The sequence below is a fragment of the Geodermatophilus sp. SYSU D01176 genome (genome assembly GCF_054050015.1).
Genome location: NZ_JBJGYN010000001.1, coordinates 300,729 through 317,350 on the forward strand (window position 1 = coordinate 300,729; position 16,622 = coordinate 317,350).

18 protein-coding genes are annotated in these 16,622 nt (G+C 75.7%); 17 read left to right on the forward strand and 1 reads right to left on the reverse strand.

All coding sequences use genetic code 11. From position 1 onward, the window contains the following. Window positions 1-111 precede the first annotated feature (111 nt). Window positions 112-1,008, forward strand: a complete 897-nt coding sequence (locus ACI78Z_RS01370) for a zinc metalloprotease (protein WP_457034717.1) — start codon at window positions 112-114, stop codon at window positions 1,006-1,008. A gap of 14 nt (window positions 1,009-1,022) precedes the next feature. Further along, the gene (locus ACI78Z_RS01375; RefSeq protein WP_457034718.1) at window positions 1,023-1,649 is read left to right on the forward strand and encodes a hypothetical protein; all 627 of its coding nucleotides are present in this window, start codon (window positions 1,023-1,025) and stop codon (window positions 1,647-1,649) included. Window positions 1,650-1,714: 65 nt separating this feature from the next. On the opposite strand, the gene ACI78Z_RS01380 is transcribed toward ACI78Z_RS01375, so the two are convergent. Continuing rightward, window positions 1,715-2,893, reverse strand: coding sequence for a hypothetical protein (locus tag ACI78Z_RS01380; protein WP_457034719.1), 1,179 nt, complete (start codon window positions 2,891-2,893; stop codon window positions 1,715-1,717). Window positions 2,894-3,232: 339 nt separating this feature from the next. Between ACI78Z_RS01380 and ACI78Z_RS01385 the strand changes: the two genes are divergently transcribed. The 15 genes from ACI78Z_RS01385 to ACI78Z_RS01455 all read left to right on the forward strand — a co-directional run bounded on the left by ACI78Z_RS01385 (window position 3,233) and on the right by ACI78Z_RS01455 (window position 16,616). Next, window positions 3,233-4,081, forward strand: a complete 849-nt coding sequence (locus ACI78Z_RS01385) for an AfsR/SARP family transcriptional regulator (RefSeq protein ID WP_457034720.1) — start codon at window positions 3,233-3,235, stop codon at window positions 4,079-4,081. A 62-nt stretch (window positions 4,082-4,143) separates the two neighbouring features. Continuing rightward, window positions 4,144-4,341 carry a hypothetical protein gene (locus tag ACI78Z_RS01390; RefSeq protein WP_457034721.1) on the forward strand — a complete coding sequence of 66 codons (198 nt, stop codon included), beginning with the start codon at window positions 4,144-4,146 and terminating at the stop codon, window positions 4,339-4,341. 5 nt (window positions 4,342-4,346) lie between these two features. Next, on the forward strand, window positions 4,347-4,550 hold the full coding sequence (locus ACI78Z_RS01395; protein WP_457034722.1) for a hypothetical protein: 204 nt from the start codon (window positions 4,347-4,349) through the stop codon (window positions 4,548-4,550). A 162-nt stretch (window positions 4,551-4,712) separates the two neighbouring features. After that, the gene (locus tag ACI78Z_RS01400) at window positions 4,713-5,561 is read left to right on the forward strand and encodes an AfsR/SARP family transcriptional regulator (RefSeq protein WP_457034723.1); all 849 of its coding nucleotides are present in this window, start codon (window positions 4,713-4,715) and stop codon (window positions 5,559-5,561) included. Continuing rightward, the gene (locus tag ACI78Z_RS01405; RefSeq protein ID WP_457034724.1) at window positions 5,534-6,139 is read left to right on the forward strand and encodes a hypothetical protein; all 606 of its coding nucleotides are present in this window, start codon (window positions 5,534-5,536) and stop codon (window positions 6,137-6,139) included. The genes ACI78Z_RS01400 and ACI78Z_RS01405 overlap by 28 nt, the downstream gene beginning before the upstream one ends. Before the next feature lie 813 nt (window positions 6,140-6,952). Beyond that, window positions 6,953-7,528 carry a class F sortase gene (locus ACI78Z_RS01410; RefSeq protein ID WP_457034763.1) on the forward strand — a complete coding sequence of 192 codons (576 nt, stop codon included), beginning with the start codon at window positions 6,953-6,955 and terminating at the stop codon, window positions 7,526-7,528. Between the two features lie 256 nt (window positions 7,529-7,784). Further along, window positions 7,785-8,375, forward strand: a complete 591-nt coding sequence (locus ACI78Z_RS01415) for a DUF4255 domain-containing protein (protein WP_457034725.1) — start codon at window positions 7,785-7,787, stop codon at window positions 8,373-8,375. Then, complete coding sequence (locus ACI78Z_RS01420; RefSeq protein ID WP_457034726.1) at window positions 8,372-9,247, forward strand: hypothetical protein; 876 nt, start codon at window positions 8,372-8,374, stop codon at window positions 9,245-9,247. Before ACI78Z_RS01415 ends, ACI78Z_RS01420 begins: the two co-directional genes overlap by 4 nt. A gap of 21 nt (window positions 9,248-9,268) precedes the next feature. Continuing rightward, window positions 9,269-11,101, forward strand: a complete 1,833-nt coding sequence (locus tag ACI78Z_RS01425) for a phage tail sheath family protein (RefSeq protein WP_457034727.1) — start codon at window positions 9,269-9,271, stop codon at window positions 11,099-11,101. 28 nt (window positions 11,102-11,129) lie between these two features. Continuing rightward, window positions 11,130-11,585 carry a phage tail protein gene (locus tag ACI78Z_RS01430; protein WP_457034728.1) on the forward strand — a complete coding sequence of 152 codons (456 nt, stop codon included), beginning with the start codon at window positions 11,130-11,132 and terminating at the stop codon, window positions 11,583-11,585. Further along, the gene (locus ACI78Z_RS01435) at window positions 11,582-13,612 is read left to right on the forward strand and encodes a phage tail sheath C-terminal domain-containing protein (protein WP_457034729.1); all 2,031 of its coding nucleotides are present in this window, start codon (window positions 11,582-11,584) and stop codon (window positions 13,610-13,612) included. The genes ACI78Z_RS01430 and ACI78Z_RS01435 overlap by 4 nt, the downstream gene beginning before the upstream one ends. Then, entirely contained in the window at window positions 13,609-14,118 is a 510-nt protein-coding gene (locus ACI78Z_RS01440) for a phage tail protein (protein WP_457034730.1), read from the forward strand. The genes ACI78Z_RS01435 and ACI78Z_RS01440 overlap by 4 nt, the downstream gene beginning before the upstream one ends. Next, window positions 14,118-15,362: a CIS tube protein gene (locus tag ACI78Z_RS01445; protein ID WP_457034731.1), complete on the forward strand. Its 1,245-nt coding sequence runs from the start codon at window positions 14,118-14,120 to the stop codon at window positions 15,360-15,362. Before ACI78Z_RS01440 ends, ACI78Z_RS01445 begins: the two co-directional genes overlap by 1 nt. Next, window positions 15,359-15,541: a hypothetical protein gene (locus ACI78Z_RS01450; protein WP_457034732.1), complete on the forward strand. Its 183-nt coding sequence runs from the start codon at window positions 15,359-15,361 to the stop codon at window positions 15,539-15,541. The genes ACI78Z_RS01445 and ACI78Z_RS01450 overlap by 4 nt, the downstream gene beginning before the upstream one ends. Continuing rightward, on the forward strand, window positions 15,534-16,616 hold the full coding sequence (locus tag ACI78Z_RS01455) for a phage late control D family protein (protein ID WP_457034733.1): 1,083 nt from the start codon (window positions 15,534-15,536) through the stop codon (window positions 16,614-16,616). The genes ACI78Z_RS01450 and ACI78Z_RS01455 overlap by 8 nt, the downstream gene beginning before the upstream one ends. Window positions 16,617-16,622: the final 6 nt, after the last annotated feature.

Consider the following 16,622-nt stretch of genomic DNA (forward strand, 5'->3'; position numbering starts at 1 on the left):
GCCGACCGCGAGCCTCTCCTCCACCACCACGGGATGTGCCGGGGACAGACCCCTCGCCCGGACGGGTGCACGTCGCCTGCCTCCGGTACGTCCGAGCCGAGGAGGAGAGTCATGCAGAAGCTGGTGATCGGACAACGCGAGTTCGACAGCCAGGAGGCGTTCGTCCGCAGCGGGCGGCGCTGCGGGACGCCGGAGCTCAACGAGTTCCAGAGGGAGCGCGTCCGCGCGCACCTCCGCACCGCCCGGGCGAACGGCATGGACGCCGCCGCCGTGACCCGTGTCGAGATCCCGGTCCACTTCCACGTGATCCACGACGGCGGGACGGGCGCCCTCACGGACCAGGAGCTGGAGGCCCAGCTCAACGTGCTCAACGACCGGTTCAAGCCGCACGACATCGTCTTCACCCGGGCGTCGGTGGACCGCACCGACGACCCGGTGTGGTTCCGGATGACGATGAACAGCGCGGCCGAGCGGAAGGCGAAGACCGCACTGGGCAAGGACCAGCACCGGGCGCTGAACTTCTACACCGCGGGCATCGGCGAGAACCTGCTCGGGTGGGCCACGTTCCCCACCGACTTCGCGGGCGACCCGGTCAGGGACGGCGTCGTGGTCCTCTACTCGACCCTCCCGGGCGGCTCGTCGAGCCCGTACGACCTCGGCCTGACCGCCGTCCACGAGGTCGGCCACTGGCTCGGCCTCTACCACACGTTCCAGGGTGGCTGCACGCCGCCGGGCGACGAGATCGCGGACACGCCGTTCGAGGCCAGCCCCAACATCGGGCCCGCCGCCCCGGGGCGCGACACGTGCCCGAACGACAGCGGGAACGACCCGACCACCAACTACATGGACTACACCGACGACGCCGGGATGACGGAGTTCTCCGCGGGTCAGGTCACCCGGATCCGGGAACACGTCACCCTCTACCGGCCCGACCTGCTCGGTGCCGGCCTCGCCGATGCCGCGGACTCCGCGCGAGCGGGGATCGACTTCGAGACGGGCGACTTCTGACGGGACCGGACGGCATGGCCTACCGAGCCGGCGAGCTGCGCGTCGACGACCCCGAGGCGGGGGAGCTGCGGGTGACGGGCGACGGCTACGCCGCGGCCGGTGAGGTGGTGACCCTGCTCGTCAGCCCGGACGTGCACCTCCTCCTCGGGATGTCCGGGGAGGAGGTGGCCGGGGCGGCGGAGATCGACCGGCGCTACCGCGAGGTCCTCAGGCACGTCTACGCGAGTGGCGGGTGGCGTCCGCCGTCCGTCGACCCCGCCGCGCAGCGGGCGCGGGACGAGGTCGAACGGGAGGTCCGACGACTGCTCGGGAGCGAGCGAGCGGCCCGTCTGCGCCGCCTGTCGTGGCGGGTCAGGGGTGGTGACGCGCTCCTGGACGAGGCCCTGGCCGACGTCCTCGACCTCACGGAGGACCAACGGCGGGCGGTGGCCACGGTGGCGGAGGAGAACGAGGCCGAGTACGCCCGCGTGCTGGCCGAGTACAGCGCGGTGCGGGGCCGCGGGGCGGGGCGCAGCCGCGACTCGTCCGGGCTCCTGGACCGCGCGAGGGACGCCGACGTGGCCGGCTCCGCACGGCTCCTGGCGCTGCTCACCCCGGAGCAGCGCGAGCGGTTCGCGCACCTGCAGGGCGGCGCCGGATGAGCACCGGCCGGACGTCGTCGACCCAGGTCGGCCGGGCGGGGAGCGGGTGCCGGTCCGGCGAGACCTCACCGTGGGGACGACGTCCTCGCCTCACCCTGCGGGGTGGGGTGGTCGCCGAGCCCTCCGCTGCGCACCCGGTTCAGCACGGTGTGCGCCTGCTGGTCCACCAGCCGGGTGAACAGCTGCTGGCCGTACCCGAACACCAGTGCCCACGCGAGGATCTGCGCCGAGGAGTCCAGGGCGGTCAACCCCGGGATGAACTGGCCGCGCATGAGCAGCAACCCGAGCACGGCCGTCAGCGCCCCGGTGGGCAGTTTGAGCAGCGCGAGCGCGACGGGGAGGTTGTGCGGTTCGGAGGACCCGCGGATGCCGCGGATCGCCGCTGCCGCCGCCACTGCGGCGGCGGCCAGTCCGATCAGCTCGATGATGAGGATGTCCGCCCGTTGAGCGGTGTCGCGGACGGCGTCGTCGATGTCCGGCGACGCTGGCCCCCCCTCGATCCCGGTGGGCAGCAGTTGCGACTGGGCCGTCGGGCAGACCACCACGGTCCGTCCGTCCACCTGCGGCTCGAAGCACACCGGGATGGCGGTCCGGGCGACGAAACCGGCCACGGCCAGGGCGACGGCGAGCACGGTGAGCAGCGCGGTGGTGACGAGCAGGACGTTCCGGAAGCTGCGGACCCGGAGCTGCTCGCGGAGGGCGGCCGAGCTGGCGGCGCGGTAGGCCGTCGCGATGGTCAGCCGCTCCTGCTCGACCAGGCGCAGGGCGTCCTCCACGCTGGGCGTGGACGTGTCGTCGGAGAGCGGCGTGGTGGTGTTCCCGATGCCCGCCCGTCGGGCGATGTGCTCCAGGTGGAGACGCCGGACGTCCGTGGGACCCAGGTGCCGCACCGCGTCGTTGAGCACGCCGGGGAGCCGGCCCAGGACGTACTCGGGGGGAGCGACGTCGAGCAGCAGGGCCTCGGCCGCGTCCAGGTTGCTCATCGCCCGCTCGAGGAGGGCCTGGTCCCGCATCCGGCGACGCGGCGGCGGGAGGGCCGCCTCCTCCGCCGCCCGCAGGTGGACGCCGATGGACGCGAGCAGCACGTCCGAGCCGTCCCGGTCGGTGCGCTGCCGGATCCACGCGCACAGCGACTCGATCTCCTTGGCGCGGGTCCACGTCCCCTCCCGCCAGGCGGGGTGGACCGGCCGGCGGGCGGAGGTCGACCCTGACCCGGTGCGCGGCCCGTCGCCCGGAGCGGTCACGTCGAGCCCTCCGCGACGCCCGACCGTCCCCAGCCGGGCAGCGCCCGTCCCCCCGCGGATCCCCGGACGCCGCGCCGGGCGAGTGGGTCCGCCATTCCGACCTCCCGTGCCAGGGTCCGCGCGCGACTGCAGGCCGCCCGCGGGCGTCCCACCTGCCGGCCGCGCTCCGTCGGACGGTGCGTCCACCCGGCCGGGGACACGGTGACGCCGGCCCTGTCACCGGGGCGTCACGGCTCCGGACCGGACGGGGGCGCGGAGTCGCCCGGGTCGCCGCGCCCGTGACGGACCGGTGACGCAGCCATCCCTAGGTTCCGGGACCGCCGGAGGCGAAGGGTCGACATGAGCGTGCAGCGGGTGGTCGCGCGGGAGGGACCGCCGGCACGGCAGGACGCGGTGCTGCACCTGCTGGCCGGTCCGTACGTGACGGTCGAGGGTCGGCGCAGGGAGCTGCCGGACGGCAGCAAGCGCATGCTCGTGTTCGTGGCACTGCACCGCGGGGACGTCTCCCGGCGGGCCCTGGCCGGGACGCTGTGGCCGGAGTGCGACGCCGTGCGGGCGGCCGGCAACCTGCGGTCGGCCCTCTGGCGGCTGCGAGGTGCGGGGGTCGACCTGGTCGACGCGGACCCGTGCACGCTGCGGCTCAGGGCGGGGACCGTCGTGGACCTGCAGGTGCTCTCCGACTGGGCGACGCGGCTCACCGAGGGCCGGGCCGGTGAGGACGACCTGCGGACCGGTGGATGGCGCACCAGCCCCCCTGACCTGCTGCCCGGGTGGGACGAGGACTGGGTCGTCTTCGAGCGGGAACGGCTGCGACAGCGGCAGGTGCACGGGCTGGAGGCGCTCTGCCGGCTGCTCGTCCGCGCCCGCCGCTATGCGGAGGCGGTGGAGGCGGGTCTCGCGGCGGTCGAGGTCGACCCGTTGCGGGAGAGCGCCCGGCACGTCCTCTGCGAGGCCCATCTCGCGGAGGGGAACCCCGCCGAGGCGGTGCGCGCCTTCGAGACCTACCGCCGGCTGCTGGGCCGCGAGCTCGGGGTCCGGCCCGGCCGGGGCCTCGCCGCGCTGGTGGCGACCCAGAGCCGGCGGCGCGCGGTGGACCTGCCCCGGCCGCGGCCGGCCTCGGATCTCCCGAGCGGTGGCACCGGCGGACCGGCCGGGCGGCCGCGGGTGGCTGCACAGCCGTCCCGGTGACCGCCCGGTGGCGCGGTCACCCCGCAACGGCCGGGTGACGGCGGCCTGCGAGCATCCTCGACGTGGCCGGATACCGAGCGCTGGCAGCGGTGGGGCGCCGCGTGGTGGCCGGGCGCACGGACCTCGACCGAGCCGGCACGGCCGACGCGGGCATCGAGCACCCGGCCGACCGGCTGGAGGTCCGTCGGGTCCGTTCGTCGTCCGACGCCGCGCGGGCGGCCGTGGTCATCGCCCTCGGGCTTCCTGGAGGTGGGACGTGAGGGACGTGACGGCACCCGAGGAGGTGCGGACGGGGGTGTGCATCGTCCGCGCGGAGGCCGACGGGGCCACCGGGCTGCGGATCACCGTGACGGCGCGTGTCGACGTCGAGGACCAGCTCGGCGAGCGGAGGGCCGTGACGACGAGCATCGCGACCGCGGTCGGGCGCGTCCACGACTTCCTCGAGGCGTTCGTCCGGCAGGGGAGCTGAGTCGCGCGCAGCAGCGGGACCCCGGGTCACCGGCCCGTGACGAGACGGTGACGCCCGCGCTCCTACGGTCGGGGTGCATCCGGCCGTCGGACGGGGGAGCACATGACCTCAGGACGGACCACAGGACGGGCGGCGTCCCGGGGAGCCGGTGACGCTCCCTCGTTGCACCTGATCGACGGTCCCTACGTCGTGGTCCGCGGACAGCGGAGGGAGCTGCCGGAGGGCAGCAGACACCTGATCGTCCTCGTGGCGCTGCACGGGGGACCGGTCCACCGCCGGGTGGCCGCAGGGACGCTGTGGCCGGTCGGCGACGACGTCCGGGCCGGCGGCAACCTGCGTTCGGCGCTCTGGCGCCTCAGAGGCGCGGGGATCGACCTCATCGAGGCCGACCAGGACTACCTGCGCATGAGGGAGGGCACGGTCGTCGACGTCCGGGTCGTCTCGGACTGGGCCGCGCGGCTGATCGAGGGCCGGCCACGGGACGACGATCTGCGGACCGCCGCGTGGCGGTGCTGTTCCGGGGAGCTCCTCCCCGGCTGGCACGAGGAGTGGGTGGTCTTCCAGCGGGAACGACTGCGCCAGAGATCGCTGCACGGGCTGGAGGCGCTGAGCAGGCTCCTGGTCCGGGCCGGGCGCTGGACGGAGGCCGTCGAGGTCGCGGGGACCACGGTCGCCGTCGACCCGTTGCGCGAGACCGCGCAGCGGGTGTTGGTGGAGGCGCTCCTGGCTGCCGGCGACGTCCCCGCCGCACGACGCTGCTTCGAGGCCTACCGCTCGATCCTGGCGGGGGAACTGGGCCTGCGCCCTGGGCGGGATCTCGCGGCGCTGGTGGGCGCCCACACCGAGCGGGCCGAGCCCGCCGGGCGAGGTCTCGTGCCTCCGCCTCCGGGTCCGGGCGGCACCACGGCGCTGGGCGTCCGTCGGCCGGACCGGGCGCCCCGGGAGGTGCGCTCGACGGTGCAGGTCCTGGAGAGGTGGGAGACGTGGCAACTGACACGCGGGCGGGACTGATCGACACGATCCGGGACCGGCGTCGCGCCATCGAGGCCTACGTCCACGAGAAGGAGCCGGCGAGCACGCGGCTGTCCACGATCAGCATCATCAGCAGTTCGATGGCGGCGGCCCTGACGCTGGGCCCGGCGGCCGGCGGCCCGACCTTCGCCGAGAGGGTGCAGGGGGGACTGGACCTCGGCCAGTCGTCGACCGTGTGGCGAGTGCTGTGCCTGGGCGCGGTCGTGGTGTCCGTGACCGCGGCGGTCTCCGCGAACCTCAACAAGGCGCAGGACCTGAGGTCCCGGATCGGCGCGGCGGAGGCGGCCGGCGTCATGCTGGACGGGTTGCGCACCCGGCTCGAGTTCGGCCGGTTGTCGGTCCAGGACGCCGCTCAGCAGTACCAGGACATCCTGGCCAGCATCCCCTTCGTGCACGAGCCGTCGGCCGCCGCCGCGCCGGACCAGGGAGCCGACGGCGGCGCGTCGGGCCGCCGACGGGAGACCGTGTCGGCCTGGACGTTCGCGGTCGTGGCGATCCTGGCCGGGCTCCTGCTGGTCGCCACGCTGGTCGGGTACCTGCTCGGGCTCGCCGGGTAGTCGACCGACGACGGGGCGTCGGGGCCTGCCCACGCGGAGGATCGCACCTCGTGACGAGGGCGTGACGCCGCCCGGCGACGATCGGGCACACGAACCACCGGCCGGACAGCGGACGGCTGGGTCAGGTCGGCGACGTCCCCGGGCCGTCGACGCGAGGCGGTCCAGGCTCTCCAGGAAGGAGACCCGGCATGCCGAACCCCGGGGGTGTCACCCCACCGGCACCGCCAGGGCCTGGCCATTCCGGTTGGCGGGCGAAGGCCAACTCGGGTCTCCTCGCCGCCCTGGCGCTCGTCCTGTCGATCCTGGCAGTGCTCCTCGCGTTGATCATGCCGGCTGTCGGCGGGTCCAGCGGTCCGCAGGGTGAGCGGGGACCAGCTGGTGAGCAGGGTCCTGCCGGTGAGCCGGGTCCCCCCGGCCCGGCTGGGCCCAGCGGTCCTCCCGGACCTGCCGGTCCCAGTGGCCCACCCGGAGCGGCCGGAGCCGGCGGAACGGGGAGCCCGTACCAGGAGAGCCCGGCGGACCCCACCCCCGTCGGGGCTCCGCAGACCGGGGTCGGGGCGGCACCGGGAGGTGTCGACGTCGTCCTGGTCGTGGCTGGTGGCACCGTCCTCCTCGTGGCGTCCGGGTGCGCCGGATACGCCGCGGGACGGCGACCGGCCCGACGTGGGTGAGGGCCGTCCGGGCCGGGGGACCGTTCCGGGCCTCGCGGCCCGGTCGTCACCCACAGGGTGCCTCCAGGGATCCGGCACCGTCTCCGCCCGGGCAGCCGCCGGGTGCGCCGCCGCCCTCGCCGGGGTCGGCGTGGGCCTGCTCATGATCGGTGTCCGCGCGCCCGAGACGACCCCGTTCTCCGCGTCGGCGGCCGCGGTGTCCGTGCCGACGCCGGGTGGGACGGGCTCGCCCGCGGAGCCGGGTACCGGAGGCCCGCTCGCCCCGGCTCCCGTCCGGCTCGTGATCCCCCGGATCGGGGTGGACACCCCGGTGGTCCCCGTGGGCCTGAACGCGGACGGGACCGTGACGGTGCCGCCGGCGGACCCGGCTGCCCCCGCGGGCTGGTACCGGTTCGGGGTCCCCCCGGGGGAACCGGGACCGGCCGTGCTGCTCGGGCACGTCGACAGGCACCAGGGACCTGCGGTCTTCTCCCGGCTCAGCGCCCTGGAGAGCGGGAACGACATCGCCGTCCGACGGGAGGACGGGACGACGGTCGTCTTCGTCGTGGAGTCGGTGCGCACCCATCCGAAGAGCGAGTTCCCGACGGAGGCGGTCTACGGCCCGACGGTCGAGCCGGTGCTCCGGCTGGTCACCTGCGGAGGGGACTTCGACCGGGACCGGCGCACCTACCTGAGCAACGTCGTGGTGTACGCCACGCTCGACACGAGCCCGGGCTGAGCCCCGCCGCCGGTGGGACGTGGCGAGCTGCCGACGCCGTGTCCCCTGAGCCGGTCGGTGCGGCGGTCCCCGGTCAGTGCGCCCGGACGTCGACGTCGGCCCAGAGGGCGGCGTGGTCGGACGCCGCCTCGTGCGGGCCGGTCACGTCCGGGTGGTGCTCCCGCACACCTGCCGTTCTCCCCACCCTGGCCGTGGGCTGACGATGCCGGCGGAGCCAGTGACGGCCGGGTGACATCCCTCCGCCAGTCTCGGCGGCGTGGCGGGATTCGGCGGCATCGCCGCAGTGGGCAAGAGCATCGAATCGGTGCTCAACGCCGGGTACGCCGTGCAGGAGCCGGTCCCGGGCTCGAACACCAAGTCGCGGCTCGTGCGCACCGAGGACCTCGACCCGCCGGCGCCGTCGGTCACCCGCCCCGGGCTGTCGCTGCTGCTCTACCGGGTGGACTTCACCAAGGCCCTGCGACCGGCGTGGGCGGTCGCCAGCGCCGCGGACGGGAACGTCCACCTGCCGCTGGACCTGCACTACCTGCTGACCGCGTGGGGGGACAACGCCGAGGACGAGCACCGGGTGATCGGCCGGTCCATGCAGATCCTGGAGGAGCTGGGCGGCCTGACCGGGCCACAGCTGCAGGTGGGGGGCGACTGGTCGGTCGCGGAGTCCGTGCAGCTGTACCTCGAGGACATGCCGACCGACGACCTGATGCGGACCTTCGACAGCCTGCGCTGCGAGTTCCGGCTGAGCATCCCCTACCTCGCCCGCGTCGTCGTCGTCTCCACGCGCGGGGGCTCGCCGGACGGCGACGTGCTCACCTCCATCCGCGGCGCGCGTCCGGGAGCGGGGCCGTGAACACGTTCCTGCCGCCGGTCTGGGCCGAGGGCGTGGTGCGGCTGCGCCTGGGGATCGAGCCCGTCGACGCGCTCGACCCGGAGCCGGGGGCGCGCGGACGCCCGCCCGGCACCGCGGTGCACCTGGAGCACGTGCCGCGCCCGCACCCCCTGCCGCGGGGCGTGGACCACACCGGCCGGGTCCCCGACGACGTCGGGCTGCCGGCGCTGCGGCGCAGCCCGACCGGCCGCTTCGCCGTCGCGTTCGGCGCGCCCGCGACCGACCGGCCGGACCGCCTGGTGGTGCGCATCGTCGACCGGTCCCGCCGTCAGGTGCCGCGCCGGCTGTCCCTTCCCGCACCGGACCTCGGCACGGTGCTCGCCGGCGAGGCGGCGGGCGCCCTCCCCGCCCGCGGATGCCGCCCGGCGCTGTTCCCGTCGGTCACCTACGGCACCGCCCCCGGTGCGACCGCCATCCGGGGCCAGGCGTTCTGGCAGGCCGACGGCGCTCCTGCCCAGTGGGTGCGGGTGGAGGGCCGCTCGGCCGGCGCGCCGACCACCACCTGGTGGGCGCACGGGGACGACCGCGGGGAGTTCCTGCTGGTCATCGGTCCGCTGGACCGCCTGCAGGCGATCTCCCTGTCCGGCGTCGTCGACGTCGACCTGAGCGTGCACGCCCGGACCCGGCCAGGGGAGGGCGAGCCCGTCGACTCGCCCACCGGCTCCCGCGTCGACCCGTTGTGGCTGCTCCCCGTGGAGCGGGTGACCGACCTCGCCGGGGACCCGGTGACGGCCGGGACCGCCCTCCCGCCCGGTTACACGACGACGACCACCGGCACCGTGCGCTGCCGCCGGGGGTCCGTCGTCCGCGCCGATCCGTTCCTCCTGCCCTGACCGCGACCGAGAGAGGCGGCCATGCCCGAGTACCTGGCTCCCGGCGTCTTCGTCGAAGAGGTCAGCTACCGCGCGAAGTCCATCGCGGGGGTGCCCACCTCGACCACCGGCTTCGCCGGCCGCACCCGATACGGGCCGGTGCGCCACCCGGACGGGCCGCTCTCCACCGAGCCCCGCCTGGTGACCAGCTATCCCGAGTTCGAGCGGGTCTACGGCGGGCTGGCGCCGTTCTCCGACGGCAACCTCCCGTACCTGGCACACGCCGCCCGGGCGTTCTTCCTCAACGGCGGGCAGCGGCTCTACGTCTCCCGCGTCTACGAGCGGGGCGACGACTCCACCGGGGTGTCCCGCGCCGAGATCACCGTGCCCACGGAGACCCAGCCCCGGCGAGCGCTGTTCGTCGCGCGGTGGCCCGGCGTCGACGGCGACGTCACCGTGGAGGTCTCCGCGGTCCGGGGCGGGGACGTGGGCCTGCACCGGGAACCGGTCGCCCAGGTCAGTTCCGCCGTCCGGAACGGCGCCCTGCTCCAGGTGGTCCCGCCGGGACAGCAGCCCGAGCCGGACGCCCCGATCGACCCGGCCTCCCTGCGGCTGGTCAGCATCGCCCCGGACGGCACCCAGACCTTCATCGACCAGGGGGGCGACCCTCGCCCGCCCGCGGTCGCCGACTGGCTGCTGCCCGTGGAGGTGACCGTCGACGTCCACGTCGACGACGAGCGCACCGACAGCTACCCCAGGCTCGGTCTCGCCCCCGACGGCACGCGGGCCATCGACCGCGTGCTGCACCGGGACGACCCCCTCGACGAGAACTGCGTCGTCTGGTTCGACCGGGACACCGCCACCGGCGCCACGCCGATCGAGGTCCTGCGCGGGCTGGTGGGCGAGGAGAAGCCACGCCGGCGGTTCCGGCTCACCGGTGGCAGCGACGGCCGCCCGCTCACCGCGGAGGGGCTGCTGGGCCGCGAGGCCGACCCGGACGTCGCCACGGCCAAGGCCACCGGCCTCGCGGCGCTGGCCGAGGTCGACGACGTCGCCATCGTCGCCGCGCCCGACGTCGGGGGCATCGCCGAGGAGGACGAGCGCTTCGTCGCCACGCAGAACCTCATCCTGCACGCCGAGGCGACGCGGTACCGCATCGCGGTGGTGGACGGTCCGCGCAACGCCTCCATGAACGAGATCCGGGCGTTCCGCGGCAACTACGACAGCAAGTACGCCGCCCTCTACCACCCGTGGATCGAGGTGCTCGACCCCCGCGGCCCGGTGGCTCCGGGGGTGCCCACGGAGAAGCTGCTCCTGCCGCCGTCGGGCTTCGTGGCCGGGATCTACGCGCGCAACGACGTCACCCGGGGCGTGTACAAGGCGCCGGCCAACGAGGTCGTCTTCGGCCTGACCCGGTTCGAGTCGACGATCAACCAGCGGCGCCAGGAGGTGCTCAACCCCGAGAACATCAACGCCCTGCGGTTCTTCCCCGGCCGCGGCAACAGGGTGTGGGGCGCGCGGACGCTGAGCTCGGACCCCGAGTGGCTCTACGTCAACGTCCGCCGGCTGTTCATCTTCCTCGAGCACTCGATCGACCTGGCCACCCAGTGGGCGGTGTTCGAACCGAACGGCGAGGCCCTCTGGCGCATCATCACCCGCACCGTGGAGGACTTCCTGGACGTGCAGTGGCGCAACGGCGCGCTGCTGGGCAGCACGCCCGAGCAGGCCTACTTCGTGCGCTGCGACCGCTCCACGATGACGCAGAACGACCTCGACAACGGGCGGCTGATCTGCCTGATCGGCGTGGCCCCGGTCAAGCCCGCCGAATTCGTGATCTTCCGCATCGGTCAGTTCACCGCCGACGCCCGCGGCTGACCGGCGAGCGAAGGCAGAGGAGCAGGACATGCCCGCGATCGTGCGCCAGAACCCGTACGGCGCCTTCAAGTTCAAGGTCGAGTTCGGTCCTGTGGACGGCGGCGGTGCGATCAACGCCGGCTTCTCGGACGTCTCCGGCCTCGGCAACGAGATCAACTACTCGGAGTACCGGGAGGGCACCGACCTGCCCAACACCGTCCGCAAGATCCCCAACACGTTCAAGCTGGACGAGGTCACGCTCAAGCGCGGCCTGGTCGGGTCGACCGAGATCTTCGCCTGGATCAAGGCCGTGCGGGAGGGCCGGTACCAGCCGCGGTCGGTGACGATCGTGGTGTTCGACGAGGCCGGCGACCCCGCGCTGGAGATCGTCCTCACCCGGGCGCAGCCGAAGAAGTGGCTCGGTCCGACGCTCGCGGCCAAGGGGGGCGGCGAGGTCGCGATGGAGGAGCTGCACCTGGTCCACGAGGGCATCGAGTACCGATGAGCATCGCCGGAGTGGTGCTCGGCGCCCCCGGGGTCTACCTGGCCCCGCCGGTGCCGCAGCCGCGGACGGCCACGGAGCCGATGGACGTCGCCGCCTTCGTCGGCGTGGCCCCGCGCGGGCCGGCCTACGAACCGGTGAGCGATCCGTCGCTGGTCGGCGAGGGGGTCCGCCTCGCGCCGTCGGTCGCCGTCCCCGTGGACAGCTGGGACGAGTACCAGGAGCTCTTCGGCGGGTTCGACGGTCCCGGGCTGCTGCCGCACGCGGTCGCCGCGTACTTCGCGCAGGGCGCACGGCGCGCCTACGTGGTGCGCATCGTCCGCCGTGTGCCGCGCGGCCGGGTGGCGCGCCCACCGGGCTGCGCGCGTTATCTGCTGCCGGGGGGGCTGGCGCTGCGTTCGCGCAACGAGGGGACCTGGGGCAACCGGCTGGCCATCCGGCTGCGCTTCGTCCCGCGGACGCTCGCCGCCCGGATCCGGCCCGGCGCCCGCCTGCCCCGGCACGCGGTCCCCGGCGCCGTCGTGGTGCCGGCACCGGGCTCCGCGGTCCCGGTCGGTGCCCTGCTCCGGCTCCGCGTGCCCGGCCGGGCCGACGCCCTCGCCGTGGTGGCCCGCCTGGAACGGGTGCCGCGGCCGGGGACCGGCGGCCGCGACCTGGTCGCGGTGCTCGACCGGGTCGTCGCGCCCCCCGGCGACGACGACGCGGCGGCGGCCGCGGTCGTGGAGCTCGTCGAGGGGGAGCTGACCGTGCTCGACGGCGACCCCGAGCGCCCCCGTCGCGAGCGCTTCGCCGGGCTGGGGCTGCAGCCGGCGCACCCGAGGTTCCTGCCCGACGTCGTCGAGCGGGAGTCGCGGCTGCTCGCGCCGCTGCCCGGCACGCCGCGGGGCTACGAGCCGGCGCCGGACCTGGGGGACTGGGCGAGTGGCCCCCCCGAGGTGCGGGGGCGGGACCGTTGGCGCTTCGTCCGGGAGGAGGACCTCTTCGCCGGCGCCCGCGGCGAGGAGACCGCGGGCACCGAGGGGGTCGAGGCACTGCTCGACGTCCCCGAGCCGGCCAGCGTCGTCGTCCCGGACCTCTACGCCCCGGCGGATGCGCCGGTCCGCGTGGCGCCGCCACCCGTGCCGGGCAGCCCGGACTTCCGGGTCTGCGGCGACACCGCCGGCCGTCCGCCCGCACCCGCCCCGACCCGCCGGGACCTGCGCCGGCTGGACGGGCTGGCCCTGGACCCGACCACCTGCGCGGGGTTCGAGCAGGTGGTGCGCCGCCAGGGCCGGCTGGTCGAGGTGGCCGAGCGGCTCGGGCTGGTCGCCCTGCTCGACGTCCCGCCGGGCGTGCGGGCCCCCGAGGTGCTGCGGTGGCGGTCGGCGTTCGACTCGTCGTACGCCGCGGGCTACCACCCCTGGCTGCGCGTGCCCGGCCCGGACCCGGCCGGCCCGCTGGAGCGGCTGCCGCCGTCCGCCGTCGCCGCGGGCATCCTCGCGCGCTGCGAGCTGCGGGCCGGGATCAGCCGTGGGCCGGCCAACGAGCTCGCTGCCGGCGTCGTGGACGTGCTCGACCGGGTCGAGGAGCCGGCCCACGGGGAGCTGCACCGCGCCGGCGTCGACGTCTTCCGGGTCGGGCCCGGTGGCGTGTGGCTGACCGGCGCGCGGACGCTGTCGGCGGATCCGCGGCTGCGCCAGCTGACGGTCCGCCGGCTGCTGTCGATGCTGCAGCGGACGGTGCGACGGCAGCTGGCGTGGACGGTGTTCGAGCCGATGGGGGACGCGCTGCGCGCCGGTCTGCGCCGGCACCTCGAGCAGCTGCTCGGCGACCTCGCGGACGGCGGTGCGTTCGCCGGTGCGACCCCGCAGGAGTCGTGGTTCGTCGACGTCGGCCACCCGGAGGCCGAGGGGCCGGGCCGGCTGCTGGTGCGGGTCGGCGTCGCGCCGTCCGAGCCCCTGGAGTTCCTCGTGCTCCGGGTCGTCCTCGACGCCCGGGGAGCGATCGAGGCCGACCTGGACGTGGGCCGGGGACAGGGGGTGCCGACGTGACCGACCTGTTCGCGCGCACTTTCCGCTTCCGGGTGACCCTCTCGCCGTCGCCGCCGGTGCCGCCGCCGCCCGGTGCCCGGCCGGCGCCGGCAGCTGGCCCGCCGCTGGGCAACGGCGCCTTCCAGGAGTGCTCGGGCCTGGACCTGGAGATGGACGTCGGGGAGTACGTGGAGGGCGGCCGCAACAACGGCGTGGTCCAGCGGGCCGGCCGGGCGAAGGTCGCCCGCATCGTCCTGCGCCGCGGCATGCTGCACCCCGCCGGCGGGTCGGTCGATCCCGCCCTGTGGCGCTGGTTCCAGGACGTCGTGGACGGGGTGCGGCCGCTGCGCCGCTACGACGGCACCGTCGAGGTGCTCGACGAGGACCGGGCCGCCGTCGCCACCTGGACGTTCGTGCGCGGGCTGCCGGCCAAGGTGGTCGGTCCCCAGCTCAACGCCCGCACCGGCGAGGTGGCCGTCGAGGAACTGCAGATCGCCCACGAGGGCCTGCGGCTGGAGCTGCGGTGATGGAGTTCGTCAAGGCCACCATCGAGGAGGTCACGACCAAGCCGGACGCCGCGCCGGCCCGGGTCGGGGACCCGATCGTCGTCCAGATCAACCCGGCCACGCTGCGCCTGCAGATGGCCAGCACCGTCGACTTCGGCAAGGACACCGGCCGGCAGAAGGTCCAGTACCAGGGGTCGACGTCGACCCTCTCCTTCGACCTCGTCTTCGACACGGCCGACGAGGGCACCACCGAGCAGCCGGTCGACGTGCGCGCCCGCACCCGTCGGCTGGAGCGGTTCGTGCTCCCCGCGATGAAGCAGCCGAAGGCCGTGCCGCCTCGGCTGCGCTTCACCTACGGCTCGTTCTCCGTGATCGGCGTGATGACCGGGCTCAACCAGGACTTCGACTTCTTCGCCGCCAACGGCGTCCCGCTGCGGGCCAAGTGCGCGGTGACGATCAAGGAGCAGAAGCCGGAGTTCGACGCGACCCTGGCCGGGCCGGGCGCGAACACGGGCGCCGGAGCCGTGCCGCCGGTGCCCCCCGGAGGGTCCGCGGTGCCGGGCGCCGGGGGAGGGGCGCCGCTCCCGCCGCCGGACCGCACCGGCACCGCCGTCGCCGGGGAGAGCGCGCCGGACTTCGCCGGCCGGATGGGGCTCGACCCGCGCGCCTGGAAGGGGCTGCAGGGCATCACCGACCCCCGGGAGCTGCCCGCGGGGCTGCGGATCGACTTCGCCGCGGCCCTCACCCCGGCCGCCGGCCTCGGCGTCGCCGTCGCCGCGCCGCCGGCCGCGCCCCCGGCCGGGCCGCCCGCTGCGGCCGTCCCCCCGGCGGTCGGTGTCGACGGGCCGGCGCTGGCCGCGGCAGGCGGGGTGGCGGTGGTGCTGGACCGGGCCGCCGCCGCCAACGCCGCGGCGGCTGCCACGGCCACCCGGTCCGCCTTCGCGCCCGGTCCCGACCCGGCCCTCCCGCCCGCCGATCCGGGCAGCCCGGTCCCGGCCCGGCCGGCGCCGGATCCGCGGGCGCTGGGGTACGGCTTCGGGGTGCCGCTGCGGCCGCGGCTGGGCGCCGGGCGAGTCGCCCGCCGGGCGCTGGTCACGACCGGGGCGGGGCGGGGCACGGCACCACCCGGGGCCACCGGGCGCGCGGCCGGGGGGCTGCACCCGCCGGAGACGGACGACCCGACCGTGCCGCGGTGGCGGGCGCTGCCGCCCGACGCCGGCCCCGCCGCCGCGGGGCCGCGGAGCTGCTGTGGAGGCCCCCGATGACCGTCCACGTCGGCGAGGTCAGCAGCTCGGTGGAGCTGCAGGGCGTGCCCCCCCAGCGGCCGGCGCCGGCGGGGCCGGACCGCCCGGCGGGCTGGGACGAGCGGCAGCGGCACCGCGAGCTCGCCGAGGACGAGGCCCGGATCCGGGCCCGCACCGCCGGCGGTGGCTTCGATGGCTGAGCCGGCCTTCGCCTCTGCGTTCCCGGTCTTCACGGTCGGCGGCACCCGCCAGCCGGAGCTGGCCCGCGACCTGGTGCGCCTCGACGTCGAGGAGGACGCCGAGGGCCTGCGGACGCTGAGCGCGCACCTGCTGGCCGCTGCTCCCCGGCGCCGGTCCAGCACCGACGTCGTCGAGTACCTCGACGGTGACGTGCTGGACTTCGGCGCGCGGCTGCAGGTCTCGCTCGGCCCGCCGGGCAACGAGCGCGTCGTCTTCACCGGCTCGATCTCCGCGCTGGAGATCCGGTTCACCGAGGGGGACGTCCCCGCCGTCCGGGTGTTCGCCGAGGACGACCTCATGCGGCTGCGGTTCAGCCAGCGCAGCGTGACCTACCTGCGGTCCTCGGACGAGGACGTGGCGGCCGCGGTGGCCCGCCGGCACGGCCTCGCGCCGCGGCTGGCGGCGGCCGGCCCCACCTACGACGTGGTGCAGCAGCTGAACCAGAGCGACCTGGCGTTCCTGCGCGAGCGGGCGCGCCGGATCCAGGCCGAGCTGTGGGCCGGGGACCGGGAGCTGCACCTGGCCACCCGCGACCGGCGGCCCGGGTCGCGCGTCACCCTGACCCGGGGGAGCGACCTCATCGACGTCACCGCCCGCGCGGACCTCGCCGAGCAGTGCTCCTCCGTGCACGTCTCCGGCTACGACGCCACCACCCGCTCGGCGATCGAGACCGAGGCCCCGGCGTCCACGGTCGAGGCCGAGACCACCGGGGGCCGCACCGGCCCGCAGACCCTGCGCCGCGCGTTCGGCGACGTGGCCGGACGACGGGTCCGCGACGTCCCGCTCCTGGAGGCCGAGGCCCGCGCCCTCGCTCGCGCCGAGATGCTGCGCCGGTCCCGGCGGTTCGTGCAGCTGCAGGGCACGACCACCGGCACGCCGCAGCTCGTCGTCGGCAGCCGGGTCACCCTCGCCCGCTGCGGGCGGCCGTTCGACGGCGGCGGCTACTACGTCACCCGCTTCCACCACAGCTTCGACCTGACCCGCGGCCTGCGCACGCGGTTCGCGGCCGAGCGCCCCACCGTCAACGCCGGCTGACCGGAG

Excerpts from the sequence above, each read along its gene's own strand:
- ACI78Z_RS01370 (WP_457034717.1), top strand. The coding sequence starts at position 112 with ATGCAGAAGCTGGTGATCGGACAACGCGAGTTCGACAGCCAGGAGGCG.
- ACI78Z_RS01375 (WP_457034718.1), top strand. The coding sequence starts at position 1,023 with ATGGCCTACCGAGCCGGCGAGCTGCGCGTCGACGACCCCGAGGCGGGG.
- ACI78Z_RS01385 (WP_457034720.1), top strand. The coding sequence starts at position 3,233 with ATGAGCGTGCAGCGGGTGGTCGCGCGGGAGGGACCGCCGGCACGGCAG.
- ACI78Z_RS01410 (WP_457034763.1), top strand. The coding sequence starts at position 6,953 with ATGATCGGTGTCCGCGCGCCCGAGACGACCCCGTTCTCCGCGTCGGCG.
- ACI78Z_RS01425 (WP_457034727.1), top strand. The coding sequence starts at position 9,269 with ATGCCCGAGTACCTGGCTCCCGGCGTCTTCGTCGAAGAGGTCAGCTAC.
- ACI78Z_RS01430 (WP_457034728.1), top strand. The coding sequence starts at position 11,130 with ATGCCCGCGATCGTGCGCCAGAACCCGTACGGCGCCTTCAAGTTCAAG.
- ACI78Z_RS01435 (WP_457034729.1), top strand. The coding sequence starts at position 11,582 with ATGAGCATCGCCGGAGTGGTGCTCGGCGCCCCCGGGGTCTACCTGGCC.
- ACI78Z_RS01445 (WP_457034731.1), top strand. The coding sequence starts at position 14,118 with ATGGAGTTCGTCAAGGCCACCATCGAGGAGGTCACGACCAAGCCGGAC.
- ACI78Z_RS01450 (WP_457034732.1), top strand. The coding sequence starts at position 15,359 with ATGACCGTCCACGTCGGCGAGGTCAGCAGCTCGGTGGAGCTGCAGGGC.
- ACI78Z_RS01455 (WP_457034733.1), top strand. The coding sequence starts at position 15,534 with ATGGCTGAGCCGGCCTTCGCCTCTGCGTTCCCGGTCTTCACGGTCGGC.